Raw genomic sequence first — 25,818 nt, 5'->3', positions numbered from 1 at the left:
CGGGGCAGGGGGCTCAGAAGTCGGATTTCAGAGGACAGAAGACAGGAAATCCCGAACAAAGCGGTCCGTGGGATTGACCGCGGGAATGGATCCACTCGAGACAACGAGCAGCCTCCCCCTGTCCACTGTCCGCTGAATTCTGGCCCCTGAAACCCATGCCCCCGGACCATGACGCTGTGACGTAGGCCTGCTGGAATCGCTTAGGAGATGAAAGAGGTTTTCAAGCCTCCTAGCCTCCTAGCCTTCTAGCCTTTCAGCTTTCCAGCCTTCTAGCCTTCGAGCTTTCTAGCCTCGAAAGGGCAGAAGCCTGAATCGCGGAGCAGCAGCGTGTACCACCTTCGCGTGATGGACCTTTCCGAGCCCGAGCGGGCCCGGGCCGAGCTGGAGCGGATCGGGGCGGACGCGGCCGGGGTGGCCCGAATGATCGACAAGGCCGGGTTCCTGGCGATCCGGGTCGAGGGGCTCAAGGCGCCGGCGGCCAACATCCTCAAGCAGGAGATGTTGTCCCTGGGCGCGGACGCGGCCGTGGCCCGGGGGGTGGTGAACGCTTCGGTCGACCGGTCCGACGCCCTCATCCTGGGCACCCGGAAGCAGGTTCGGCGGCTGGTCCGGAAGCTCCGGCCCCAACCGTTCGGCCTCAAGGCCCTGGCGGCCGAGCTCCAGGAGCTGCTGGGCCGGGAGGAGCCCCGGGAGTTCCGGTGGCACGGCGGAGTGCTGCGCCTCGACGGCCGGCCCCTGGTCATGGGCATCCTGAACGTGACCCCCGACTCGTTCTCGGACGGGGGGGACTACTTCGACCGGGAGGCCGCCCTGGACCGGGCCCTTCAGATGGTGGAGGAGGGGGCCGATCTGTTGGACGTGGGCGGCGAGAGCACCCGGCCCGGCGCGCCGCCGGTTCCCCTTGAGGAGGAGGAGCGCCGGGTGGTGCCGGTGATCGAGCACCTGGCACACCGGGTGGGGGTGCCGATCTCGGTGGACACCTACAAGGCGGGGGTGGCCCGGAGGGCCGTGGAGGCAGGGGCCGCCCTGGTGAACGACGTGAGCGGGCTGCGCATGGATCCGGCCATGGCCGGGACCGTGGCCGGCCTGGGAGCCGGGCTCGTGGTGATGCACATGCGGGGGGATCCGCGCACCATGCAGTCGGACACCCGGTACGCGGACCTGGTGGGCGAGATCTTCCGGGCCCTGGAGGAGAGCGTGGACCGGGCCGTGGAGGCAGGGGTGGACCGGGCGCGGGTGTGGGTGGATCCGGGGATCGGGTTCGGCAAGAGCGCCGAGCAGAACCTGGTGCTGCTCCGGCGCCTGGCGGAGTTCCGGTCCCTGGGGTGCCCCGTGTTGGTGGGGGCCAGCCGTAAGTCGTTCATCGGCAGGACCCTGGGGATCGAGGACCCCAAGGACCGCCTCGAGGGATCCCTGGCCGCGGCCGTGGTGGCGGTGTGGAACGGGGCCCGGATCCTGCGGGTCCACGACGTGCGGGCGACCCGGCGGGCGGCCGACCTGGCGTGGGCGGCGGGCCGGGCCACGGAGGAGTAAGGGCGTGGGAGGCCTCTTGGGCGGGATCCGGGTGCAGGACGTGGTGGACGTCCTGCTAGTGGCCTTCGTGATCTACCGGATCTTTCTTCTGCTCAAGGGCACCCGTGCACTCCAGATCCTGGTGGGGTTGGCCATCCTGGTGGTGGCCTACGTGGCGAGCCAGGTGTTCGAGCTGTTCACCCTCCACTGGCTGCTCAACGCGTTCCTCTCGTCCATCATCCTCGTGGTGGTCGTCCTGTTCCAGAACGAGATCCGCCGGGCCCTGGCCCACGTGGGCATGAACCCGTTCCTGGGCACCCGGGAAGGGGCCCAAGAGGCCGCGGTGATCGAGGAGCTGATGCGCACGGCCGTGAGCCTGGCCAACAAGCGCATCGGAGCCCTGATCGTGCTGGAGCGGGAGACCCGCTTGGACGACCACGTGGAGAAGGGGGTCACCCTCGACGCCCGGGTGTCCCGGGAGCTCCTCCAGGCGATCTTCCTGCCCTACTCCCCCATCCACGACGGCGCCGTGGTGGTGCGGGGCCGCCGGATCCTGTGGGCCGGGTGCCTCCTGCCCCTGACCACCCGCTCCGACCTGGACAAGGATTTCGGCACCCGTCACCGGGCCGCCATCGGCCTGACCGAAGAGACCGACGCCGTGGTGATCGTGGTGAGCGAGGAGCGGGGCGCCATCTCGCTGGCCCTGAACGGCCGGGTCACCCGCGACCTGGACGGCGCGACCCTGCGCAAGGTGCTCCTGAACCTGTTCCGGGTGGGCGAGGCCGGCCGGGCCGACCGGGTGCGGGGTCGGCCCAGAAGGGCGGAGGCTCGGCCATGACCCTGCGCTGGCAGGCCTGGTTCACCGAGAACTGGGGGTTGAAGCTCGTGTCCCTGGGCTTCGCGATCCTCCTGTGGATGTTCGTGGTGGGGGAGAAACGCAGCGAGATCAGCCTTACGGTGCCCCTGGAGCTCACCGGCATGCCGGCCGACCGGGTGATCGTGAGCCCGGTGCCCGAGGCGATCCGGATCCGGGTGAACGGGCCGCGCACCCTGCTGGCCGCGATCGATCCGGACAAGCTGCGGGTCACCCTGAACCTGGACGGGATCCAACCCGGTATCAGCGCCTTCGAGATCCTGCCCTCCCGTTTGAACCTGCCCCGGGGCGTGGACGTGACCTACATCTCCCCTTCGGTGGTGACCCTCGAGGCCGACCGCAAGGTGGAGAAGGTGCTCCGGGTCAAGCCCCGGATCCGGGGGGCCCCGGCCGAGGGGTTCGAGGTGGCCTCGGTCGAGGTCGAGCCGGCCGAGGTCAGGGTTCAGGGGGCCGAGCGGGCCCTGCGCGACCGCAAGGAGATCCCCACCGAGCCCGTGGACATCACCGGCGCCACCGGCGGGGTGGTGCAGCCGGTGGGCCTGGCGCTGCCGGACCCCACCGTGCGGCCGGTCGACGTGGCCACGGTGCGGGTGTCCGTGTCCGTGCGGGAGGTGGTGGCCGAGCGGGAGTTCCTGGGGGTGCCGGTGGAGGTCGGCCCCGGCGGGGGGCGGGTGGTCCCGCCCGAGGTTCGGGTCAAGGTGCGGGGACCGTTGCGGATCGTGTCGAAGCTGTCGCCGGACGATCTACGGGTGTACCCGGAGCCGGGGGGGACGGGGGTGGTCCGGGTGTTCGTGGAGGCCCCGTCCACCGTCGAGGTGGTGGAGGTGGACCCCCAGTCGGTGGAGCGGCTGGCCCCGGAACCGCCGGAGGTGCCGACCCCGGGCTCCGGGACGACGCCGGCAGAAAAAGACGCGGCTCCCACGAGCGAGTGAAGCGCCGGGGCGCCCGGACGCCAACAACCGGCAACCAACGACCAAGGGCCGCCTTTTACCAGGAGGATGGGGCGATGGTGCGAAAGCTGTTCGGAACGGACGGGATCCGCGGGGTTGCCAACGTGGAGCCCATGACGAGCGAGACCATGGTGCGGGTGGGGCGGGCCGCGGCCCACGTGTTCAAGGAGCGCAGAGAGGGGCGCCACCGGATCGTGATCGGCAAGGACACCCGGCTCTCCGGCTACATGCTCGAGAACGCCCTGGCCTCGGGCATCTGCTCCATGGGGGTGGACATCCTTCTGGTGGGCCCCCTGCCCACCCCGGGGATCGCGTTCATCACCTCGAGCATGCGGGCCGACGCCGGGGTGGTGATCTCGGCCTCCCACAACCCGTACCAGGACAACGGCATCAAGTTCTTCGACCGCGACGGGTTCAAGCTGCCCGACGAGGTGGAGGCCGAGATCGAGGCCCATGTGTTCAACGGCCAGCTCGACCACGTGCGGCCCACGGCGGAGGAGGTGGGCAAGGCGTTCCGGGTGGACGACGCGGTGGGCCGGTACGTGGTGTACCTGAAGGGTACCTTCCCGTCCCAGCTCACCCTCGAGGGGATCCGGATCGTGGTGGACTGCGCCAACGGCGCGGCCTACCGGGTGGCGCCGGCGGTGTTCGAGGAGCTGGGGGCCGAGGTGATCCCCATCGGGGTCCAGCCGGACGGCACCAACATCAACGCCGGGTGCGGCAGCCTCCACCCGGAGTGCGTGGCCGACGAGGTGCGGGCCCGGGGGGCCCATCTGGGCATCGCCCTGGACGGCGACGCGGACCGGGTGATCGTGGTGGACGAGCACGGTAACGAGGTGGACGGCGACCACATCATGGCCATCTGCGCCCGGGACCTGGCGGAGCGGGGCCGGCTCAAGGGCGGGGCGGTCGTGGCCACGGTCATGAGCAACCTGGGGCTGGAGCGGTCCCTGGCCCAGGCGGGGCTGGACCTGGTGCGGACCCAGGTGGGCGACCGGTACGTGGTGGAGCGGATGCGCCGTGACGGGTACAACTTCGGGGGCGAGCAGTCGGGGCACTTGATCTTCCTGGACCACGCCACCACCGGCGACGGGGTGCTGGCCGCGCTCCAGCTCCTGGGGGTGGTGGTGGGCACCGGCCGGCCCCTGTCCGAGCTGGCCCGGGTGATGGAGGCCGTGCCCCAGGTGCTGAAGAACGTGCGGGTGCGGGAGAAACGGCCGGTGGACGAGCTGCCGGCCGCCCGTCGGGCGATCGAGGCGGCGAAGGAGGAGCTGGGACGGGACGGCCGGGTGCTGGTGCGGTACTCGGGCACCGAGCCCAAGCTCCGGGTGATGGTCGAGGGGGACGACGAGGATCGCATCCACGCCCTGGCGGACGAGATCTGCGAGGCCGTGCACCGGGAGATCGGGCAGGAGGAGGCGGCATGATCCGCCTGGGCGTGAACATCGACCACGTGGCCACCGTGCGCCAGGCCCGGCGCATCCGGGAGCCGGACCCGGTGTGGGCCGTGGTGCTGGCCGAGCTGGGGGGAGCCGACCAGATCACCCTGCACCTGCGCGAGGACCGGCGGCACATCCAGGACCACGATTTGGACCGGGTGCTGGCCACGGCCAGCGTGCCCGTGAACCTGGAGATGGCCGTGACCGACGAGATGGTGGCCATCGCCACCGACCGCCGGCCCCACTCGGCCACCCTGGTGCCGGAGCGGAGGGAGGAGGTGACGACCGAGGGGGGGCTGGACGTGGCGGGCCAGCCGGAGACCGTGGGCCGGGCCGTCGAGGCTCTGGCCGCGGCCGGGATCCGGGTGAGCCTGTTCATCGACCCGGATCCCGGCCAGGTGGAAGCGGCTTTCCGAACGGGGGCCCGGGCCGTGGAGCTGCACACCGGAGCCTTCTGCGAGGCCTGGGGCACGCCCGCGGCAGAGCAGGAGCTGGAGCGGCTCCGGCGGGCCGCGGCCCTGGCCGCCGACAAGGGCCTGGCCGTGCACGCGGGCCACGGCCTCAACGTGCGCAACGTGCGGCCCGTGGCCCGGATTCCGGAGGTGGAGGAGCTCAACATCGGCCACGCCATCGTGGGCCGGGCCATCTTCGTGGGTCTCAAGGCGGCCGTGGCCGAGATGAAGGAGATCCTGGCCGAGGAGGCGGCCCGGCGGTGATCCGTGGGGTCGGCACGGACCTGGTGCCCGTGGCCCGGATTGCCCGGGCCGTGGAGCGCCACGGCGAGCGGTTCCTGCGCAGGGTGTTCACCCCGGCCGAGTGCCGGGGGCCCGGGGGGATCCTGCCGGCCGAGTCCCTGGCGGCCCGGTTCGCGGCCAAGGAGGCGGTGCTCAAGGCCTTGGGCACGGGATGGGCCTCGGGGGCCCGGTGGACCGACGTGGAGGTGGTGGGGGGCCGGGGCCGTCCCCCGGCCGCGAGGCTCCACGGCGTGGCGCACCAGCGGGCGTTGGCGCTGGGGGTGCGGCGGGTGCACCTGAGCCTCGCCCACGACGCTGGCCTGGCCCTGGCGTTCGCGGTGCTCGAGGGGGAGGAGGCGGACGCGGGGCCCGGGGTTCAGGGATCAGGGGCCTGAGGCCCCAGGCCGACGACCGGAGACCGACATGATCGAGCTGCTCACGGCCGAGGAGATGGGGGCGCTCGACGCCTGGACGATCCGGGAGGTGGGGGTGCCCGGGCCGGTGCTCATGGAGACCGCGGGCCGGGGGGTGGTGCGCGCCCTGTGGCAGCGGTTCGGCCCACGCCTGCGCCAGGGGCCGGTGGTCGTGGTGTGCGGCCGGGGCAACAACGGGGGCGACGGGTTCGTGGTGGCCCGGTGCCTCCGCAACCGCGGGGTGGACGTGACCGCGTTGCTGCTGGGGAGCCGGGACCGGGTCCGCGGAGACGCGGCCGTGCACCTCGAGGCGCTCCGGGGATCCGGAGGGCGGATGGTCGAGGTGTCGGAGGGGGGCGAGGCCGAGGCCGCCCGGATCGTGGGGGCGGCCGCCCTGGTGGTGGACGCGGTGCTGGGCACCGGGCTTCGGGCCGAGGTGCGGGGGATGGCGGCCCGGGCAGTGGCCTGGATGAACGAGGCGCCGGCGCCGGTGGTGAGCGTGGACATCCCGTCGGGGGTCGACTCGGACACGGGCGCCGTGCGGGGCGCTGCGGTGGAGGCCGCGGTCACGGTGACCTTCGCCTGGCCGAAGCGGGGGCACTTCCTGTTCCCCGGCGCGGCCCTCCGGGGGCAACTGGTGGTGGTGGACATCGGCATCCCGCCGGCCGGGGTGAACCGGGTCGACGCCGACCTGGTGGCGCTGGAGGCCCAGGACCTGGCCGGAAGGCTCCGGCGGCCCCCGGACGCCCACAAGGGGCGCATGGGCCACGTGTGGGTGGTCGGCGGAAGCCGGGGCAAGACCGGGGCACCCGGGCTGGCCGCCCTGGGGGCGCTCCGGGCCGGTGCGGGGCTGGCAACCGTGGCCGCGCCCGGCGGGCTGGGGATCGAGGCCCGGCTGCCCCTGGAGGTGATGACCCACCCTGTGGGGGAGGGCCCGGACTGGCCGGAGGAGGCGTGGGCCTCGGTGTCGGCGGGCCGTCCGGACGCCTGGGTGGTGGGGCCCGGCATGGGCACGTCTTCCGGTGCATCGGCCCTCCTTCGGGCGCTCCTGGCCGTTGCGGCGTGTCCCGTCGTGCTGGACGCGGACGCCCTGAACCTGCTGGCGGCCGAGGGGCTGCCGGAGCTGGGGCCCGCAAGGGTCCTGACCCCCCACCCGGGGGAGGCGGCCCGGCTCCTGGGGGCCTCCACTGCCGAGATCCAGGCCGACCGTGTCGGGGCCGCGCGGGAGCTGTGCCGCCGCGCCGGCTCGACCGTGGTGCTCAAGGGCGCGGCCACCCTGGTCACGGCCCCGGGGGAGCGCGTGTGGCTCGTGCCGGCCGGGAACCCGGGCATGGCCACGGCCGGAACGGGCGACGTGCTGGCCGGCGTGGTGGGGGCGTTCCTGGCCCGGGGCCTGGGGCCGTTCGATGCGGCCCGGCTGGGAGCCTGGGTTCATGCGGTGGCCGGAGACCTGGCCGCGGCCTCCGGCATGGAGGGGCGCCTGGCCGGGGACCTGGCCTCCCGGCTGCCGGAGGCCCTGGAGGCCCTGCCCGGTGCCCCCACGGCCCCGCCGCCCGACGACCGGCTCTTCCCGGCCCTCGGCAGAACGACCGAGACCGGGTTGTGCCCAAAGTGAGGCAGCCGTCGACCCCACGATCGAGCCGGAAAACGATTAGCCCGGCGGCAAAGGAGGCCCGCTTCATCGGGGGGCAAGGGATCTGCCTCCGGCGCAGCGCTGAGAGATGCTAAAGAGGTTTTTGGGGCCTTTCGGCCTTCTGGCTTTCCAGCCTTTGAGCCTTCCAGCGGGCCGAAGGCCCGACCGACGACCCCAGACCGTTCTCCCAACAACCAAAGACCGCCTTTTCCTCGGAGATCCCCATGAAGCGAGCCCGTGACATCATGACCCGGGAGGTCCGGACGGTGACCCCCGAAACGTCCCTCAAAGACCTGGCCCGGCTGTTCACCGAGACCCGGGTGAGCGGGTTTCCGGTGGTGGACGCCGACGGAACCCTCCGGGGCGTGGTGACCGAGAGCGACCTGATCCACCAGAACCAGCGCCTTCACATCCCCACCACCATCGCCCTGTTCGACGCGGTCATCTTCCTGGGCAGCTCCCGGAAGCTCGAGGAGGAGCTCCGTCGCATGGCGGCCACCACGGTGGAGGAGATCATGACCTCCGACCCGGTCACGGTCGGTGAGGACACCCCCGTGGAGGAGGTGGCCCAGATCATGGCGGAACGCCACATCCACACCCTGCCGGTGCTGGACGACGAGGGCAACGTGGTGGGCGTGATCGGCAAGGTGGACGTGATCCGGGCCATGGGCGGAGGATGAGGGCGGAGTTCCGGTCCCTGGGGCCCGAAGAAACCCTCGACCTGGGCGAGGCGATCGGCTGGGCGGCCGTGCCCGGGCTGGTGGTGGGGCTGTCCGGGGATCTGGGCGCCGGCAAGACCGTTCTGACCAAGGGGATCGCCCGGGGGCTCGGGTGCCCCCGGTGGGAGCGGGTCACGAGCCCCACCTTCACCCTGCACAACGTGTACGAGGGCCGGCTGCGGCTCCACCACCTGGACCTGTACCGCCTGGGGCAGGCCGAGGACCTGGCGGCCGCCGGGCTCGACGAGGTGTTGTATGGGGCCGACGTGTGCGTGGTAGAATGGCCCGACCTTTTTCTTACGGAATTTCCGGAAGATCGGCTCTTGGTCCGCCTGCGGTGGCAGGGGCCGGGGGAAACGGAACGCACCCTGGAGTTCTCAGCCTCCGGGGCATCGAGTACGGCCGTACTCCGGGAGGTCTCGGCCCGGGCGGCGGCGCTTCTGCGGAGGGAGGTTGTCGATGGAGAGCTATGATGTGGCGGTGCTCGGGGGTGGGCCCGGCGGGTATGTGGCCGCGATTCGCGGGGGGCAGTTGGGGGCCAAGGTGTGCGTGGTCGAGGAGGCGAGCCTGGGCGGCACCTGCCTGAACCGGGGGTGCATCCCTTCCAAGGCGTTCTACGAGAGCGCCGCCCGTGTGCTCGCCGTGCGAAACGGCGCCGAGTTCGGGGTGCGCGCCTCCCTGGAGGGGTTCGACATGGGGGCGTGCGTGGCCCGGAAGAACCGGGTGGTGGGCACCCTGGTCGGCGGGGTTCAGAAGCTCCTCCAGGGCTACGGGGTCGACCTGATCCAGGGCCGGGGCACCCTGACCGCGCCCGACGCGATCCAGGTGCGCTCGCCCGACGGGTCGAGCCGGGTGGTTCGGGCCCGCAACGTGATCGTGGCCACCGGATCCCGGCCGGCCGGGCTCCCCGGCCTGACCCCCGACGGGAACCGGATCCTGACCACCGACGCCGTGTGGGACCTGGAGACCCTGCCCCGGCGGCTGGTGATCGTGGGCGGGGGCGTGATCGGCTGCGAGCTCGCTTACATCTTCGCGGCGTTCGGGAGCCGGGTCACCGTGCTGGAGGCCCTGGACCGGATCCTGGCCACCGAGGAGAAGGAGGCGTCCCGCACGGTCCGGCGGAGCCTGGAGACCCTCGGCGTGGAGATCCGCACGGGCGTGCGGGTGGCCGGGGCCGAGACCCGCGGCGAGGAGGTGGCCGTGGCATTGGAGGACGGAGACCCGGTGGTTGGCGACTACGCCGTGGTGGCGGTGGGCCGGATCCCGGCCAGCAGCGGCATCGGCCTGGAGGACCTGGGGGTCGAGGTGGACGACCGGGGCCGGATCGTGGTGAACGACGAGATGGAGACCTCGGTGCCCGGCGTGTACGCGGTGGGCGACGTGGTGGGGCAGTACCAGCTGGCCCACGTGGCCACGAGCGAGGCCCTGGTGGCCATGCACAACAGCCTGGGCAAGAAGTACTGGATGGACTACTCCATCGTGCCCTACGCGGTGTTCACCCGGCCCGAGGTGGCCTCGGTGGGGGCCAAGGAGGCCGAGCTCAAAGAGAAGGGCGTGCCGTACAAGGTGGGCCGGTTCTCCTTCGGCGCCAGCGGCAAGGCCCTGTGCATGGGCGAGCCCGAGGGGTTCATCAAGATCCTGTCCCACGAGGACACGGGCCGGATCCTGGGGGCCACCATCGTGGGGGCCCACGCCTCCGACATCGTGGGCGAGGTGGCCGTGGCCATGCGCATGGAGGCGTCGCCGGGCGACATCGTGACCACGATCCACGTGCACCCCACGATCAGCGAGGTGGTGCTGGAGGCCAGCGAGGACACCATGGGGCTGTCGATCCACCGCATGGCGCGGCGTCGTCGGGAGTAGACCGATGGCGCTGGTGGTCCAGAAGTACGGCGGCACGTCGGTCGGGGATCTCGACCGCATCCGCAACGTGGCCCGGCGGGTGGCCCGGTATCGCGAGGAGGGGCACGACGTGGTCGTGGTGGTGTCGGCCATGGCCGGAACCACCGACCGGCTGCTCCAGATGGCCCACGACCTGGCCGAGCTGCCCGACGAGAGGGAGCTGGACGTGCTGCTGGCCACGGGCGAGCAAGTCACCATCGCCCTGCTGGCCATCACCCTGAACGCCATGGGCGTGCCGGCCGTGTCCATGACCGGGTTCCAGTGCCGGGTGCTCACGGACGCGTCCCACACCAAGGCCCGGATCTCCCAGGTGGAGACCGAGGGGTTGCGAAGGGCCCTGGACCAGGGCAAGGTGGTGGTGGTGGCCGGGTTCCAGGGGGTGGATCCGGCCACGGGCAACATCACCACCCTGGGCCGCGGGGGCTCGGACACCAGCGCCGTGGCCGTGGCCGCGGCCCTGGGGGCCGACGCCTGTGAGATCTACACCGACGTGGACGGGGTGTACACCACCGACCCCAACGTGTGCGAGCGGGCCCGGAAGCTCAAGCGCATCTCCTACGACGAGATGCTCGAGCTGGCGAGCGTGGGCGCCAAGGTGCTCCAGATCCGGTCGGTGGAGTTCGCCAAGAAGTTCGGGGTGCCGATTCACGTGCGCTCCTCGTTCTCGGACGACGAGGGCACCTGGGTGGTGGAGGAGAGCGAAGAGATGGAACAGGTGGTGGTGGCCGGGGTGGCCTACGACCGCAACGAGGCCAAGGTGAGCGTGCGGGGGGTTCCCGACCGGCCGGGCATCGCGGCCAAGATCTTCGGTGCCCTGGCCGAGCGAAACATCGTGGTGGACATGATCGTCCAGGACGTGGGGGAGGGGGACCGGGCCTCCATGACCTTCACGGTGCCCAAGGCCGATCTCAAGCGGGCCCTGGCCGTGATCGAGCCGGTGGCCGAGGAGCTGGGGGCCACCCACGTCGAGGCGGACACGGGCATCGCCAAGGTGTCCATCGTGGGCGTGGGCATGCGCAGCCACGCCGGCGTGGCTGCCCAGATGTTCGAGGCCCTGTCCCGCGAGGGCATCAACGTGATGATGATCTCCACCTCCGAGATCAAGGTGTCGTGTGTGATCGAAGAGAAGTACACCGAGCTCGCGGTGCGGGTGCTCCACAGCGCGTTCGGGCTCGACCGGGAGAACGGCGCGAACGCCTGAATCCAAGTTGCGTTCAAACAGAGATGATCCGGGGACCGGGGCAAGAGGCCTGATTCCGGCCGTGCGTGAGTGCAGCATCCGACGTACGCTGCATTCGGCACTCAGCCCTGGTGCTCATTGGGCGTTGGAACAGCGAACCCTGACAAGGCACTCTCGGGATCATCGTGAAGCAGGCATCGGCTGAGTGCCGAATGCAGCGACGGTAGGAGCCACGCCCGGCGCTCCACCAGGCCCCTTGCCCCACCGTTCAGGGGTCCGATAGCGTTGAACTCAAGTTGGTATGATTCCGCGGGGCGGAAGGAACGGCTCGGAGCGGGCGGATCGCGTATCCGCCCGCACGCGTATCCGGGGACGACGGTTCCGCCCTTTGCCAGAATTCAGGTGACAGAAGTCAGAGGACGGGATCCGTTCCCTGTCTACTTCCAACTGGCTTCCGACCCGGCGGTCAAAGCCCGGGGGCCCTTTGCCCCTCTGGGGGGCCGGCAACCACCATGGAGAAAAAGAGGTTCTTCGCCTTTTGGCCTTCTAGCCCGCATTATTCATGAAGCCTTCTGCTGCAACCGCCGATTGCACGCCATCTCGGGGCGTGCTCGCGCCTCGGGGCTCGACGTACCGTCCAGTACGCCTGCGCCCCTCGGCGCTCGTGCTTGCCCCGATCTGACGCACACTCGACGGTTTCGCGACGAACGCTCATGAATACTAAGACCTTCAAAAGTATTGCCGGATGTGCTAGTATGAGCGCATGAAATGTAAACGGAGAACAGACAACCGATCGCTCGACAAAAAAGCTCAGGAAGCCTTGCGCATCCGGGTGGTGCGCCAGGTGCGCGAAGGGGTCAGCCCTGAGCAACTCGCCAAGACCCTGGACATCAATCCGCGGACGATCTACCGCTGGATCGAGCGCTTCCATTACGGGGGCGAGGAGGCGCTTCGAAACAAGCCCAAGACGGGTCGACCTCCGAAGCTGACGGCGGCGCAGATGGCATGGATCGCCCACACGGTCCGAGACAAGAACCCGCAGCAGATGAGCTTTCCGTTTGCCCTGTGGACGTTGGGCATGATTCGAGAGTTGATCCGCTGGAAGTTTGGGGTTCGGTTGAGCGAAGTCTCGGTGGGGCGGGTGATGCGGGCCTTGGGGTTCACGCCGCAGAGGCCGCTTCACCGGGCGTACCAGCAGAACCCGGCCTTGGTGGAGAAGTGGCGGGAGGAGGAGTACCCGAAGATCCGCAAACGGGCGCGCAAGGAGAACGCCCTGATCTTCTTTGCGGACGAGTCTGGGATCCGGTCGGACTACCACAAGGGGCACACGTGGGCGGAGGCGGGGCGCACGCCGGTGGTGAAGGCGACGGGGAAGCGCTTTTCGGTGAACATGCTCTCGGCCGTGAGCCCTCGGGGTGAGTTTCGGTTCATGGTGCACGAGGGTACGGTGACGGCGGAGGTGTTTTGCACGTTCTTGAGGCGGTTGGCCGCCGGGGTGGAGCAGAAGATCTTCCTGATCGTGGATCGGCATGCGATTCACCGTGCCAAAAGGGTTCGGGAGTTGTTGGAGGAGATGGACGGGAAGATCACGCTGTTTTTCCTTCCGCCGTACTCGCCGGAACTCAATCCAGACGAACTGGTGTGGTCGCAGGTGAAGCGGCGAGTGGCCCGTGAGTTGGTGCAATCGAAGGAGGACCTGAAGGCTCGGGTCCTCTCCGCCCTGCGCTCGTTGCAGCGGATGCCAGACAAGATTCGAGGGTTTTTCCTGGCCCCAAGTTGCCGATACGCCGCGTAGGGAACTGGCAATACTTTTGTAGGTATTAGTAATGCGGGCTAGCTTTCCAGCTTTCTAGCCTTTGAGCCCCCCAGGGGGCCCAAAGCCCGGCCCACGACCGTGGACCGAAGACCGAAGACCGACGACCGAAGTCATTCGCCTTCCAGCCGAGGCTCCCAGCAAGGACGACCATGATCCGGATCTACGACACAACGCTGCGCGACGGGACCCAGGCCGAGGACATTTCGTTCACCGTGGAGGACAAGCTGCGCATCGCCGAGAAGCTCGACGAGCTGGGCATCCACTACGTCGAGGGCGGGTGGCCCGGGTCCAACCCCAGGGACATTCAGTTCTTCCGGGAGGCCCGGCGGCTCCGGCTGCGCACCGCCAAGCTCACGGCGTTCGGGAGCACCCGCCGGCCCGGGGTGGCGCCCGAGGACGACGTGAACATCCAGGCCCTGGTGGAGGCCGAGACCCCGGTGGTCACGGTGTTCGGCAAGTCCTGGGACCTGCACGTGGACGAGGCGCTGCGGATCTCCCTGGAGGAGAACCTGGAGCTGATCGAGGACTCGGTGGCCTACCTGAAGTCCCAGGGCCGCGAGGTGGTGTACGACGCCGAGCACTTCTTCGACGGGTACAAGGCGAACCCCGGCTACGCGCTGGACACCCTGGAGGCGGCCGTGCGGGGCGGCGCCGACGTGGTCGTGCTGTGCGACACCAACGGCGGGTCCATGCCCTGGGAGGTGGGCCGGATCGTGGGCGAGGTGCGGGCCCGGTTCGCCGATGCGGTGCTCGGGATCCACTGCCACAACGACGGGGAGCTGGCCGTGGCCAACAGCCTCACGGCCGTGACCGCGGGGGTGAGCCACGTCCAGGGCACGGTGAACGGGTTCGGGGAGCGCTGCGGCAACGCCAACCTGATCTCCATCATCCCCAATCTGGTCCTCAAGATGGGGCGGTCGTGCGTGTCCATGGACCGGCTGCGCAACCTCCGGCAGGTGTCACGGTTCGTGGACGAGCTGGCCAACCTCCAGCACGACAAGCACCAGCCGTTCGTGGGCGACAGCGCGTTCGCCCACAAGGGTGGGGTGCACGTGTCCGCGGTGCGGCGCAACCCCCTGACCTACGAGCACATCGATCCGTCCCTGGTGGGCAACGTGCAGCGGGTCCTGGTCTCGGACCTGTCCGGCCGGTCCAACGTGCTGTCCAAGGCCCAGGAGCTGGGGATTCCCCTGGAGGAGGGCAGCGAGCTGGCCCGCCGGGTGCTCGACCGGGTCAAGAGCCTGGAGGCAGCCGGGTACCAGTACGAGGGGGCCGAGGCCAGCTTCGAGGTGCTCTTGAAGAAGACCATGGGCCGCCACCGGAAGTTCTTCGACCTGGTGGGGTTCCGGGTGATCGACGAGAAACGAAAGGAGGACGAGGAGCCGATCGCCGAGGCCACCATCCTGGTGCGGGTGGACGGGGTGAGCGAGCACACGGCGGCCCTGGGCAATGGGCCGGTCAACGCCCTGGACGCGGCTCTCCGAAAGGCCCTGGAGAAGTTCTACCCCGTGATCCGTACGGTGCGGCTGGTGGACTTCAAGGTGCGGGTGCTCACCTCGGGCGGCGGCACCGAGTCCAAGGTGCGGGTGCTGATCGAGTCCACCGACGGCACCGACACCTGGGGTACCGTGGGGGTGAGCGAGAACATCATCCAGGCGTCGTGGCAGGCCCTGGTGGACTCGATCGAGTTCAAGCTGATGCGCGAGCAGGAGTCCGGGCGGCTCGTGCAGGCCCCCGTCCGGGGAGGTGACCCGTGATCCCCATTCGGGACACGATCCCCCATCGGCGCACCCCCTACGTCACCTACGCCATCATCGCGCTCAACGCCCTGGTGTTCCTGTACGAGCTGAGGCTCGGCCCCACCGGGCTCCAGCGGTTCTTCATGCACTACGGCCTGGTGCCGGCCCGGTACTCGGACCCCCTGGTGCGGGTCCACTTCGGCCCCGTGGCCCAGGTGATCCCCTTCTTCTCCTCCATGTTCATCCACGGCGGGTTCCTCCACATCCTTGGCAACATGTGGACCCTGTGGATCTTCGGCGACAACGTGGAGGACTGGTTCGGCCACGTCGGGTTCGCCGTGTTCTACGTGTTCTGCGGACTGGCGTCGGGCGTGCTCCACCTGTTCTTCAACTGGGGCTCCCCGGTGCCCACGGTGGGGGCGTCGGGCGCCATCGCCGGGGTGATGGGGGCCTACTTCCTGCTCTACCCCACCGCCCGGGTGCTCACCTTGCTGCCGATCTTTTTCTTCTTCACCTTCGTGGAGCTTCCCGCGTACTTCTTTCTGGGGCTGTGGTTCCTGCTCCAGTTCCTGAGCGGGACCGCTTCGGTGGCGGCGGGCGGCGCGGGGGGGATCGCCTGGTGGGCCCACGTGGGCGGGTTCGTGGCCGGTGCCGCAACGGTGTTCGTGCTGGGCGGGGGCAAGCCCCGGCGGCCCCGGGGCTCCCGCCCCACCCTGCGCTCGCCGTGGGAGCGGGTGGACGAGTACTGGTGAGGGGGGAGCTAGAGACTAGAGACTAGAGGCTAGGATCTCTGGGGGGCTCCGCCAGTTAGGCGGGCGAGCGCTCCACCAGGCCCCTTGCCCCCTCGGCTCCGATGTCGGGGCGAACTTTCGACCAACGACCGAAGTGACTTAAATGGATGATAGCGCGCGGCTTCTGGTGGCGGACGAGGAAGGGCAGATCCTGGAGTGGCCCGGGCTCGCCCTGGCCGGTCAGTCCGGCGACCGGTGGGGGCCGGTGCCGGACGAGGAGCTGGTGCCGGTGCCCGAGGGGACCAAGGTGTTCTTCCTGCCCGAAACCCAGGCCGTGGGGTGGGATCCGGACGCGGGGCGGCCCCGGGTGCTCTGGCGGTACCGGGCCGTGGCCGCCATGCTCCAGGCGGGCTACACCCGCACCCGGTTGCCGGCCGTGGCCTATCCCCGCGGAAGGAGCCCCGACTACGGGTGCCACCGGTACCTGCCCCTGTGGGCCTACGCGGCCGTGGGCTGGAAGGACGGCCGGATGGTGGCGGCCGCCTTCCGGGTGGACCCCATGACCCACTCCGAGACCCGCCACTACGACGACCGGCAGATCGCTCCCCGGGTCGAGGCCCGGCTCCGGCGGGAGGGGAGGAACCGACTCCTGCGCCACCTGGGCCGGTGCGCCCTGGAGTACCACTGCTTCGCGGCCAAGAATCTGTTCATGGAGCGGTGGGAGGCGCCCCTGCCCACGGCGCCGTCGTGCAACGCCCGGTGCGTGGGCTGCATCAGCCTCCAGCCGGCCGACTGCTGCCCCGCGAGCCAGGAGCGGATCCGGTTCGTGCCCTCGGTGCAGGAGCTGGTGGAGGTGGCCGTGCCCCACCTGGAGCGGGTGGACCGGGGCATCGTGAGCTTCGGCCAGGGCTGCGAGGGCGAGCCCCTGACCGTGGCCCCTCGGATCGAGGAGGCGGTGCGGGCGTTCCGGGACCGCACCGACCGGGGCACCGTGCACCTGAACACCAACGGTAGCCGGCCCGAGGCCCTCCGGGCCTTGGCCCGGGCCGGGCTGGACTCGGTGCGGATCAGCCTGAACTCGGCGGTGGCCGAGACCTACTACGCCTACTACCGGCCCCGCCGGTTCCGGTTCGACCAGGTGCGCGAGGCGGTGGGGACGGCGGTGGATGCGGGGCTGTACACGGCCCTGAACCTGCTGGTGTTCCCCGGGGTGTCCGACCTGCCCGAGGAGGTGGAGGCCCTGGAGGGCCTGATCGACGAGACGGGGCTCCACATGGTCCACCTGCGCAACCTGTCCCTGGATCCCCGCCTGTACCTGGACCACCTGCCCCCCCGCCTCCGGCGTCGGGACGACGGGATCGGCCTGCTGGGGCTCGCCCGGCGCCTGAAGCAGCGGTTTCCCCGGTTGGAGCTCGGCTACTTCAACCGGCCCAGGGAGTGCTTCGACCGGCCCCTGGTGGACCAGCTCCCCTGGGCCCGGGAGGCCCTGGCCGGGGCCATTACTATTACCCCGGAGGATAAACAGGCGCTATCGCTCCCTGCTCGGAGGGGCAAGGGACCTGTCGGAGAGCCGGGCGCGGCCCCTTAGCTCGCCGCGCAGCGCCTCTGACGCTCGGACTGCGAAATGGTTAGGATTCCACAGAGTTGTCGTGAAGCCAGCCCTTCGGTCCCGTGCCTGCGCGGCGAATCTCATGCCCGGCTTCGCGCCCGGCCGGAGGCAGGTCCCTTGCCCCGCACCCTGGCAATACGTTTGAAGGTCAGGGCTCCCACCGCACCGACGCCAGGAAGGTGACGTCCGGGACCGTGCCCACGGCCACGTCCTCGCCCACGGCCAGGTCGAGCCACGCGGACGGGGTGAGCCGGAGCGCCCCCCCGGTCCAGAGCTGGAGGGATCCCGCTCCCACCGGCACCAGCGGGCTCCGGTACGCCGGCGTGGCCGCATCGAGCTGCACCCGCAGCACCACCCGGTCCGCCGGAGACCACTCCGCCCCCAGGGTGCCGCCGATCCCCCACGGTCGGCGCCGCTCCGGAACCACCCGGCCGGGGGTGCCGGCCCAGGCGGCCGCGCCGGCGTACCATCCGGCCCGAAGGGGGCTCACCCGTCCGGCCAGGTCCATCCGGATGCCCCCCTGAACCGATCCGGAGCCCAGCAGATCGTCCGCCCGTCCCGTGGGCAGACTGATCCACCCCCGCAGCGCCCCGGCGGCCCCGGCCGGCGCCGGAATCTCCCGGCCCGCCCACACGCGCACGTCCCCCAGCCCCCAGGCCGGGCCGTCCAGCTCCTTTTGGACCCCGCCGCCCTCCTCGTACCGGTACTCCAGGAGCCCGTGGGGAGCCTCGTCCCGTCCCCCCTGGGGGAGGTGGAAGAACCGGTGCCACCCCTCGATGAACCCGTCGAACACCCCCCCGTTGTGGGCCACCACCGGGATCTCCGCTCCCACCTCGCCCCAACCCAGGCCCCGGGCCGCGGCCAGGCGCACGACCTGGGTCTCCCCGTCGAACCGGACCCTCTCGCCGCCGCGGTCGTCCCAGGTGAAGTGGCTCGCGGCCTCTGCCGTGAGGCGCAGGCGCACGCGCCCCTCGGCCGGCAGATCGGAGGGCTGGGGGGGCAGGGGGGCGTGCAGGCCGGCCAGGGGGCTGCGGTTCACTCCGGGGAACGGTCGGGGCGGCGGCGCGGGTCGGGCCGGAGCGACCCATGCCAGGACCAGGCCCGCGGCGAGCAGCCGCCGGAGAGGCCTCACGTCTCCTCGCCGTTGTGGATCCGGCGCCACAGGGCGGCCAGGCGCTCGAGCTTGCGCATGACCTTGCCGTTCACGGTGCCCTCCGGGTAGGTGCCGTAAGCCGTGAGCTCGCCGGCCGGCAGCCCGGTGAGCAGCTCCATGCCCTGGTCCACGTTCTCGATGGGGTAGATGTGGAACCGGCCGGCATCCACCGCCTCGACCACCTCGGGGTCGAGCATCAGATGGGGCACGTTGGCCTTGGGGATGATCACCCCCTGGGTGCCGGTGAGCCCCTTGACCTTGCAGGTCCGGTAGAACCCCTCGATCTTCTCGTTGATCCCGCCCACGGCCTGGATCTGGCCCTGCTGGCTGACCGACCCGGTCACCGCCAGGTCCTGGCGCAGGGGGATCTCGGCCAGGGCCGAGATCAGGGCGAACAGCTCGGCAGAGCTGGCGCTGTCCCCCTCAATCCCTCCGTAGGACTGCTCGAAGCACAGGCTCGCCGCGAACGAGATCGGGAACCTCCGGGCGTACCGGGATCCGAAGAAGCCCTGGAGGATCAGCACCCCCTTGTTGTGGATGCGGCCGCCCAGCTCGCTCTCCCGCTCGATGTTCACCAGGCCTTCCTTGCCCAGGAAGATCTTGGCCGTCACCCGGGAGGGCTTGCCGAAGGAGTAGTCCCCCAGGTCGTACACGGACAGGCCGTTCACCTGACCCACGGCCGTGCCCTCGGTCTCCACGATCAGGGTGCCCTCGGCGATCAGCCGGCCGATCCACTCCTCCAGGTAGTTGGACCGGTACACCTTCTCCCGGATCGCCTGGGCCACGTGCTCGGCCCGCACCGTGTCCGCGCCGTCCTTACGGGCCCAGTGGTTGGCCTCGCGCACCAGATCGGTGATCTCCAGGTAGTGGGTGGCCATGCGGGACTGGTGCTCGGCCAGCCGGAGCCCGTGCTCCACCACCCGGGCTACCGCGTCCCGGTGGAACGGCAGCAGCCCCTCCTCGGCCGCATGGCTCGCCACCAGGAAGGCGTAGGCCATGCGGTTGTCCTCGTTGAGCTCCATGTCCTCGCTGAACTCGCCCTTGACCTTGAACAGTTTCAGGAAGTCCTCGTCGTAGCGCTGCAGCAGGTAGTAGAGCCAGGGGGTCCCGAGCAGCACCACCTTGAGCCGGGCCGGGATCGGCTCGGGCTTCAGGGTGGTGGTGGAGATCAGGCGGAACTGCTCGCCGATCTCCTCCATGCGGATCTGCTGGTCCTTCAGGACCCGCTTGAGCGCGTCGTAGGCGAAGGGGTTGAGCAGCACGTCGCGCACGTCGAGCACCAGGTACCCGCCGTTGGCCCGGTGGAATGCGCCGGGCTTGATCAGGGTGAAGTCGGTCACGAACGCGCCCAGCTGCACGTAGTGCTCGATGCGGCCCACCAAGTTGTGGTAGGTGGGGTTCGACTCGTACACCACCGGCGCGTGCTCCAGGTCCCGGTTGTTGACCAGCACGTTGACCTGGTAGCGCCGCACCCGGGCCTCGACCCCGGGCATCCGGAACGGGAACGGCAGCCCCTGGGGCTCCGGCGCCCCCGACCGGAACTCGTCGAGGTTCTCCACCACGTCGGCCTCCACGGCCTTGAGGTGCTCCACCACCCCGGGGTGGGACTGGTACTTCTGCACCAGGGCCTCGATCTCGTGGCCCACCGCGGCCAGGGCCACCCGTTTCTCCAGGGCCTCGACCTCGGTCTTGGCCTCCCGGTCGATCGCCTTCACCCGCTCGATGGTCTCCCGGAGCTTGGCCTGGAGCACCCCCCGGGCCTCCCGCACGGCCTGCTTCTCGTCCTCGGGCAGGTTCTCGAAGTCCTCCTGGCTCACGGGGGACCCCTCGTGGGTGTACACCAGGGCCAGCCCCTCGGCGCTTCGCTGCACCAGGAACCCGCGCTCGTTGGCCAGGGACTCCAGCTCCCGGAACGCCTGGGCCTTGCGATCCTGGGCCCGCTTCAGGATGGCGCTCTTCTCCCGCTCGTACCCCTCGCCGGCCAGGGCCTTGGGGATCTCGGTTCGTAGGGTCTGGACCAGCCGCTCCATGTCGGCCCGGAACGCCTCGCCCATGCCGGCCGGCAGCTCGATGGCCCGGGGCCGCTCCTCGTCCGCGAAGTTGTACACGTACACCCAGTCCCCGGGCGCCGGCCGTGACCGTGCCACCTCCTCCACCAGCGCGAGCGCGGTCGTCTTTTTCCCCGCGCCCGGGGGGCCCAGCACGAAGATGTTGTACCCGGGGCTCTCCACCTCCAGGCCGAACTCCAGGGCCCGCACGGCCCGGTCCTGGCCCAGGGGCCTGCGGCGGGGCGGCAGCTCGGCCGTGGTCTCGAACGGGAACTCCCCGGGATCGACGCGTTTCCTAAGCTGCTCGGGTGCCAGGGGCTTGACCATCCGTCGGCTCCTTCGGTGGCGAAAACGGTCCGCCATTGTACCGGCTCGTCGCCGGCCGTTTCCAAGAAAAACGCCCGCCGCTGGGCGCGGCGGGCTTCAGGAGGGAGGGGGGGAAGCCCGGGGTCACTCCTTTGCGCCCCCTTCCGAGGCGCTCTCGGTCGAGGCGGTCGCCTTTTCCTGGGTGCCCTTGGCCGCCTCGAGCAGGGTGCGGGCCGCGTCGAGGTAGGTCTTGGGCATCTTGTACACCGGGCCGTCGGACCCGGCCTGGGCGTACACGCTCCCGTCCTTCTCCGCGACCACCAGCTCCTGGACCTTGTCCCCGGTATGGGTCAGGGTGGCGGTGTAGGCCGGCTGGTCGAGGCCGTACCGGGAGGCCTCACCGGGAGATCCGATCACCTCGTCGGCCCGGGTGTTCTCGAAGGCGCGCAGCAGGGCGTCGAGCTTCTGGCGCTCGGCGTCCTGGATCTCGGCTCCGCCGCGCTTCCACTTGCCGGCGTCCTTCTCGTAGAGCAGGGTCTCGCCGTCGATGGCGAGCTCGAGCTTCTTCACCTTCCACACCTTGGTGAGCACCGGCTTGGTGCGTCGCAGCTTCTCGGGGTCTACCCGGAAGGCCTGGTACACGTCCTTGTTGATCGTGAACAGCGCGTTCCGGCCTTCGGTGCGGGCCCAGACCTGGCCGTCCACCTCGGCCATCTCCACCACCACCGGGTCGGCCTGGCCCTCCTGCTTGAGCTCCACCCGAATCCCCTTGGCCAGCTTCTCGTCTGCGTCCTTTTGGGACGGGTCCAGGAACCGGTTGATCCGGGCCCACCGGAGCTTGTCGGTGACCTTGTCGGCCTCGTCCGGGTCGGCCTCGGCCTGGAACGGCTCCTCCAGGTACCAGCGCTCGTCCTTCTTGACCAGGCGCACCACGGACCCGTCCGCCGGCCGGATGGTCACCCCCTCGAGCCGGGTCCAGGAGAACGACTCCAGCACGTCCTTGTTGCGCAGGTCCGAGACGTCCTTGAGGAACCCGGACAGGGCGTAGTTCTGGACCACGTGCACCGGCCCGTCGTCCACCCGCACGAACCGGGCGTCACCCACCGGGTTCTTGGCGCCCACGGCCAGGGTGATCTCGGCCCCCTTGGTGCGGATCACGGCCTCGGGCTCCTTCAGGCCGAACGGCTCCAACTCGGCGTCGGCCGGGGCCACCTCCTTCTTGGCCTTCATGTTCTTGAGGTCCGACAGCAGGGTGCGCACCCGGCCGTCGTCGGCCCGGTCCTCCACCGGCTCGACCAGGAACCACTTGTCGTCCTCGCCCTTCTTGACCCGGGCGGTCTTGCCGCCCCGCTCGATCACCAGCTCGGTGATCTTGTCCGTGTCCAGGTCCGGGAACAGCAGGCCCTCCTTCTTCTCGGCCTCCTGCTTCGCCTCGTACCGGGGCTGGTCCACGAAGTAGAGGTACGCGGCCAGGGCCGCGAAGATGCCGATCACGATCCAGGTGCTCTTGAAGCGCATGGCGGATCCCCTCGACAGCTGGAAAGCTGGAAAGCTAGAAGGCTGGGAGGCTAGGAGCCCCCCTCTCCCCCCGAGGGAAGAGGGGGCTGGTTCTGTTCGCCCGTCTTCCGACGCTCGCCCCCTGAACTACAGGTTCCGGCGGCGCCACCAGATTCCCAGGCCGGCCAGCACCAGGGCGGCGGGGCCCACCACCACGCTGGCATAGAACAGGGTGGCCGCCTGGGCCCGGCTCAGCACCAGGGGCTGGGGCTTGGTGTCCTTGGGCCGGATCGAGATCAGGTCCTCCTCCTTGGCCAGGTAGCTGACCATGTTCTGGAACAGGTCCCCGTTGCCGGAGAAGTTGAAGTAGGTGTTGTCCGCGAAGTCCGAGTCGCCCACGATGAGCAGCTGGGACTCGGTCTTGTCGTCTCCCTTGCCCTGGGTCTTTTCGAGCAGCGCGGCCAGCGTGAGCGGGCCCCGGTAGTCCTGGCCCGGATCGAACGAGGCCTTGGGGTTCGACAGGTCGGTCTCGCCCCACGCCTGGCTCGAGGTCCGGGCGATCGGCTGGAACCGAACCCCTTCGGGCAGGCTCTTGGCCCGGTCGACGCTCCGGGCCATCGGCAGAAACGTGGCCAGCCGGAATTCCCGGGTGATCTCGTGGTTGGGGTACTCGGTGACGATCGGCGTGGTGTAGGAGCCGCCGAACAGCCGGCTCATGGTGTCGATGACCACGTCGTCCCGGAGCTTGGCGCCCCAGGCCTCGAGCAGGGGCTCGAGACCGGTCTCCACCTGAGGATCCAGCAGCACCATCACCTTGCCGCCGCCGTCCAGGTACGTGCGGATCGCCTCGATCTCCTTGTCGAGGAACGGCTTGGTGGGCCCGGCCACCACTAGCACGTCGCAGTCCTTGGGCACCTCGCCCTCCTTCAGGAGGAGCAGCTCCTTGACCGCGAACCCCTGGTCCTCCAGGGCCTTCTTGGCTTCGCGGTAACCGGAGCGCTGGGTGTCTTGGATGGAGTGCTCGCCGTGGCCCGTGAGGAAGTAGATCGTCTTCTTGCCCTCGCGGGTCACCTTGACCAGGGCGTTCGTGAGGGCCTCCTCGCTGACCTCGGTGATCCGGTGGGTGTTGGAGCCGGCCTCGAACACCGTGGTGCCGTACTGGCGGATCCCGTACTGGTGGGCCAGGGCCGGGTTCTTGTCCGGGTCCACGTACTTCACCTTCAGCCGCGGTGTCTCATCCGCGTACCGGTCGAGCAGGTCCTTGATCTTGGCCCGCTCCTCGGAGCCGTCCGAGAAGAACGCCGTGACCGTCACGTCCTTGTCGAGGCCCTTCAGCACCTTCAGGGTCTGGTCCGACAGGGTGTAGATTTTCTGCGCGGTCAGGTCCCACTTCTCGTTGTGCCGGATCGACAGCACGTTCACGATCACCAGGATGCCGAGGAACGCCAGCGTGATGGCCAAGGCGTTGGCCCCGTGCCGGGCGGCCCGGGTTCCGGGCGCCCGTACCAGCAGGCGCCGCTCGGCCACGAAGAAAAAGAGCAGCGCCGCCCCGCCCACCACGCCCAGGATCCACAGCAGGGCTTTCTGGGTGGGGTAGTACTCGGTCACGAACAGGCTCGCCAGCACGAACAGCGCGCCGACGATGCCTGCCACCTTACTCGAAACCTTCATGGTCGCCCGGGGGCGAAGCTCGGTTGCCATGGCTCACCTCCAGCGGTTCGACTCGAGAACCCGGTGGGTCAGGAACAGCCCGAAGGCCGCCACCGAGACGTAGTAGACCACGTCCTTCACCTCGACCACCCCCTTCAGGAACCCTTCGAGATGGGTGATGATCGACAGGTGCTCGAACACCTTGGCGAAGTCTCCGCCCAGCTCGGCCGCCCAGCCCAGGAGCCAGAAGACCAGCAGGATGCCGAAGGTGAGCACCGCCGCGATGATCTGGTTCTCGGTCAGGCTCGACGCGAACAGACCCATGGCCACGAACGCGCCGATCAGGAGCAGCATGCCGAGGTACCCCGAGAAGATCGGGCCCCAGTCCATGGTGCCGTAGGCCCAGACCAGGAGCGGCATGTACACGGTGAGGAGCAGCATGCCCCCCAGCAGGGCCACCGCGGCCAGGAACTTGCCGGCCACGATCTCGCCCAGCCGCACCGGCGAGGTGAACAGGAGCTGGGCCGTGCGATTGCGCTTCTCCTCGGCCAGCAGCCGCATCGTGACGATGGGCACCAGCAGAAGGAGCGTCACGGCCATGTTCTGGAAGGTGGGCTGGAACACCATGCGGTTCACGTTCACGTGCCCGCCCATCTGGGGCATGCGCATGAGCTGGAAGCTCTGCATGCTGTACCAGGTGATGATGTTGTAGAACAGAAGCCCGCTGATCCCCAGGAACACCGTGGCCACCACCCAGGCCATGGGCGAGACCAGGTACGTTCGAAGTTCCTTACCCGCAATCGTCAGCACCCGGCTCATGCCGTTCCCTCCGCCGCGCTGGGGGCCGCCTCGTCCGCAAGGGCGGCCGGAACGTCCTCAGTGGTGAGTTTCAGGAACACCTCCTCCAGGCTCACGGCCACCCCGGTCAGCTCGAGCAGGCCGGCGCCGCTCTCCACCGCCACCCGGGCCACGTCCTCGCGCACGTCCCGGTCGAGCTGGCTCTCGATGCGCACACGGCCGTCGTCCTCGGCCTCCACGTCCAACACCCCGTCCAGGGCCATGAGCTTCTGCACCAGGTCCTGACCGGGCCGGGCCACCCGCATCAGGATCCTGCGGCTCGTGCCCATCTGGGTGCGCAGGTTGTCGGCCGTGTCCACGGCCACGATCCGGCCCTCGTTGATGATGATGACCCGGCCGCACACCGCCTCGACCTCCTGCATGATGTGGGTCGAGAGGATCACGGTGTGCTCCTGGGCCAGGTCTTTGATGAGAGCCCGGATCTCCAGGATCTGCACCGGGTCGAGCCCCACGGTGGGCTCGTCCAGGATCAGGACCGGCGGGTTGTGCAGGAGAGCCTGGGCCAGGCCCACCCGCTGGCGGTACCCCTTCGAAAGGTTTCCGATCAGGCGCCGGGCCACGTGGTCCACCCCGCACTTCTCCATGGCCAGGCCCATGGCCCGCTTGAGGTTCGCACCCCCGAGCCCTTTGAGCCGGCCGGCGTACGACAGGTACTCCTGGACCGTGAGCTCCGGGTAGACCGGGGGCTCCTCGGGCAGGTACCCCACGTTGCGCTTGACCTGGAGCGGCTGCTCGAAGATGTCGTGCCCGGCCACCCGCGCCGTTCCCGAGGTGGGGGGCATGAAGCAGGTGAGAATCTTCATGGCCGTGGTCTTCCCGGCGCCGTTCGGCCCCAGGAGCCCCACGATCTCACCCCGCTCCACGTGGAACGACACGCCGTCCAGGGCGCGCACATCCCCGTAGTACTTGGTGAGGTTCTCGGCTTGGATCATGACGTCCTCCTCAGATGTCCACACCAGACCCGGGAATAAGGAGAGCGGCGGGCGGCCCGGCAACCCCACGTCGCCACTGCCGGAATCCCGCGAAAAAAGAACCGGCCCCTCAAGATGTCACCT

Annotated in this window: 21 protein-coding genes; 15 read left to right on the top strand and 6 right to left on the bottom strand. The window is 69.8% G+C overall.

Annotated features, from left to right (window positions below; genetic code table 11):
* The first annotated feature begins 327 nt into the window (after positions 1-327).
* From folP to DEFCA_RS0111275, 15 genes are all read left to right on the top strand, one after another.
* Complete coding sequence (gene folP, locus DEFCA_RS0111345) at positions 328-1,533, top strand: dihydropteroate synthase (RefSeq protein WP_025323138.1); 1,206 nt, start codon at positions 328-330, stop codon at positions 1,531-1,533.
* Between the two features lie 4 nt (positions 1,534-1,537).
* Positions 1,538-2,350, top strand: coding sequence for a diadenylate cyclase CdaA (gene cdaA, locus DEFCA_RS0111340; RefSeq protein ID WP_025323137.1), 813 nt, complete (start codon positions 1,538-1,540; stop codon positions 2,348-2,350).
* Entirely contained in the window at positions 2,347-3,318 is a 972-nt protein-coding gene (locus tag DEFCA_RS20710) for a CdaR family protein (RefSeq protein WP_025323136.1), read from the top strand. The genes cdaA and DEFCA_RS20710 overlap by 4 nt, the downstream gene beginning before the upstream one ends.
* Before the next feature lie 77 nt (positions 3,319-3,395).
* Positions 3,396-4,763 (top strand): phosphoglucosamine mutase, encoded by a 1,368-nt coding sequence (gene glmM / locus DEFCA_RS0111330; RefSeq protein ID WP_025323135.1) that lies wholly within the window; start codon positions 3,396-3,398, stop codon positions 4,761-4,763.
* Positions 4,760-5,491 carry a pyridoxine 5'-phosphate synthase gene (locus tag DEFCA_RS0111325; protein ID WP_025323134.1) on the top strand — a complete coding sequence of 244 codons (732 nt, stop codon included), beginning with the start codon at positions 4,760-4,762 and terminating at the stop codon, positions 5,489-5,491. Before glmM ends, DEFCA_RS0111325 begins: the two co-directional genes overlap by 4 nt.
* The gene (locus DEFCA_RS0111320; protein ID WP_025323133.1) at positions 5,488-5,904 is read left to right on the top strand and encodes a holo-ACP synthase; all 417 of its coding nucleotides are present in this window, start codon (positions 5,488-5,490) and stop codon (positions 5,902-5,904) included. Before DEFCA_RS0111325 ends, DEFCA_RS0111320 begins: the two co-directional genes overlap by 4 nt.
* Before the next feature lie 28 nt (positions 5,905-5,932).
* Positions 5,933-7,537 (top strand): bifunctional ADP-dependent NAD(P)H-hydrate dehydratase/NAD(P)H-hydrate epimerase, encoded by a 1,605-nt coding sequence (locus DEFCA_RS0111315; RefSeq protein ID WP_051463239.1) that lies wholly within the window; start codon positions 5,933-5,935, stop codon positions 7,535-7,537.
* Between the two features lie 242 nt (positions 7,538-7,779).
* Positions 7,780-8,235, top strand: a complete 456-nt coding sequence (locus DEFCA_RS0111310; RefSeq protein WP_025323131.1) for a CBS domain-containing protein — start codon at positions 7,780-7,782, stop codon at positions 8,233-8,235.
* Entirely contained in the window at positions 8,232-8,747 is a 516-nt protein-coding gene (gene tsaE, locus DEFCA_RS0111305; protein WP_025323130.1) for a tRNA (adenosine(37)-N6)-threonylcarbamoyltransferase complex ATPase subunit type 1 TsaE, read from the top strand. Before DEFCA_RS0111310 ends, tsaE begins: the two co-directional genes overlap by 4 nt.
* Positions 8,734-10,137, top strand: coding sequence for a dihydrolipoyl dehydrogenase (gene lpdA, locus DEFCA_RS0111300; RefSeq protein ID WP_025323129.1), 1,404 nt, complete (start codon positions 8,734-8,736; stop codon positions 10,135-10,137). The genes tsaE and lpdA overlap by 14 nt, the downstream gene beginning before the upstream one ends.
* 4 nt (positions 10,138-10,141) lie before the next feature.
* Complete coding sequence (locus DEFCA_RS0111295) at positions 10,142-11,377, top strand: aspartate kinase (RefSeq protein ID WP_025323128.1); 1,236 nt, start codon at positions 10,142-10,144, stop codon at positions 11,375-11,377.
* A 742-nt stretch (positions 11,378-12,119) separates the two neighbouring features.
* Positions 12,120-13,151: an IS630 family transposase gene (locus DEFCA_RS0111290; protein WP_025323127.1), complete on the top strand. Its 1,032-nt coding sequence runs from the start codon at positions 12,120-12,122 to the stop codon at positions 13,149-13,151.
* A gap of 170 nt (positions 13,152-13,321) precedes the next feature.
* Positions 13,322-14,929 carry a citramalate synthase gene (cimA, locus tag DEFCA_RS0111285; protein ID WP_025323126.1) on the top strand — a complete coding sequence of 536 codons (1,608 nt, stop codon included), beginning with the start codon at positions 13,322-13,324 and terminating at the stop codon, positions 14,927-14,929.
* Positions 14,926-15,663, top strand: coding sequence for a rhomboid family intramembrane serine protease (locus tag DEFCA_RS0111280; RefSeq protein ID WP_025323125.1), 738 nt, complete (start codon positions 14,926-14,928; stop codon positions 15,661-15,663). The genes cimA and DEFCA_RS0111280 overlap by 4 nt, the downstream gene beginning before the upstream one ends.
* A 142-nt stretch (positions 15,664-15,805) precedes the next feature.
* Positions 15,806-17,230 (top strand): radical SAM protein, encoded by a 1,425-nt coding sequence (locus tag DEFCA_RS0111275; RefSeq protein ID WP_025323124.1) that lies wholly within the window; start codon positions 15,806-15,808, stop codon positions 17,228-17,230.
* Between the two features lie 169 nt (positions 17,231-17,399).
* On the opposite strand, the gene DEFCA_RS0111270 is transcribed toward DEFCA_RS0111275, so the two are convergent.
* The 6 genes from DEFCA_RS0111270 to DEFCA_RS0111245 all read right to left on the bottom strand — a co-directional run bounded on the left by DEFCA_RS0111270 (position 17,400) and on the right by DEFCA_RS0111245 (position 25,695).
* Positions 17,400-18,383, bottom strand: a complete 984-nt coding sequence (locus DEFCA_RS0111270; RefSeq protein WP_025323123.1) for a DUF3187 family protein — start codon at positions 18,381-18,383, stop codon at positions 17,400-17,402.
* On the bottom strand, positions 18,380-20,779 hold the full coding sequence (locus DEFCA_RS0111265) for a Lon protease family protein (RefSeq protein WP_025323122.1): 2,400 nt from the start codon (positions 20,777-20,779) through the stop codon (positions 18,380-18,382). The genes DEFCA_RS0111270 and DEFCA_RS0111265 overlap by 4 nt, the downstream gene beginning before the upstream one ends.
* Positions 20,780-20,902: 123 nt before the next feature.
* Positions 20,903-22,276: a DUF4340 domain-containing protein gene (locus DEFCA_RS0111260; protein ID WP_025323121.1), complete on the bottom strand. Its 1,374-nt coding sequence runs from the start codon at positions 22,274-22,276 to the stop codon at positions 20,903-20,905.
* Between the two features lie 126 nt (positions 22,277-22,402).
* Complete coding sequence (locus DEFCA_RS0111255; protein WP_025323120.1) at positions 22,403-23,956, bottom strand: GldG family protein; 1,554 nt, start codon at positions 23,954-23,956, stop codon at positions 22,403-22,405.
* Between the two features lie 3 nt (positions 23,957-23,959).
* Complete coding sequence (locus DEFCA_RS0111250; RefSeq protein WP_025323119.1) at positions 23,960-24,724, bottom strand: ABC transporter permease; 765 nt, start codon at positions 24,722-24,724, stop codon at positions 23,960-23,962.
* On the bottom strand, positions 24,721-25,695 hold the full coding sequence (locus DEFCA_RS0111245) for an ABC transporter ATP-binding protein (RefSeq protein WP_025323118.1): 975 nt from the start codon (positions 25,693-25,695) through the stop codon (positions 24,721-24,723). Before DEFCA_RS0111245 ends, DEFCA_RS0111250 begins: the two co-directional genes overlap by 4 nt.
* Positions 25,696-25,818: the final 123 nt, after the last annotated feature.

Origin of the sequence: Deferrisoma camini S3R1 (assembly GCF_000526155.1) — a bacterium.
GTDB lineage: Bacteria > Desulfobacterota > Deferrisomatia > Deferrisomatales > Deferrisomataceae > Deferrisoma > Deferrisoma camini.
Note: the sequence above shows the minus strand (reverse complement) of the source record. Positions and strands in the feature narration are given on the sequence as shown.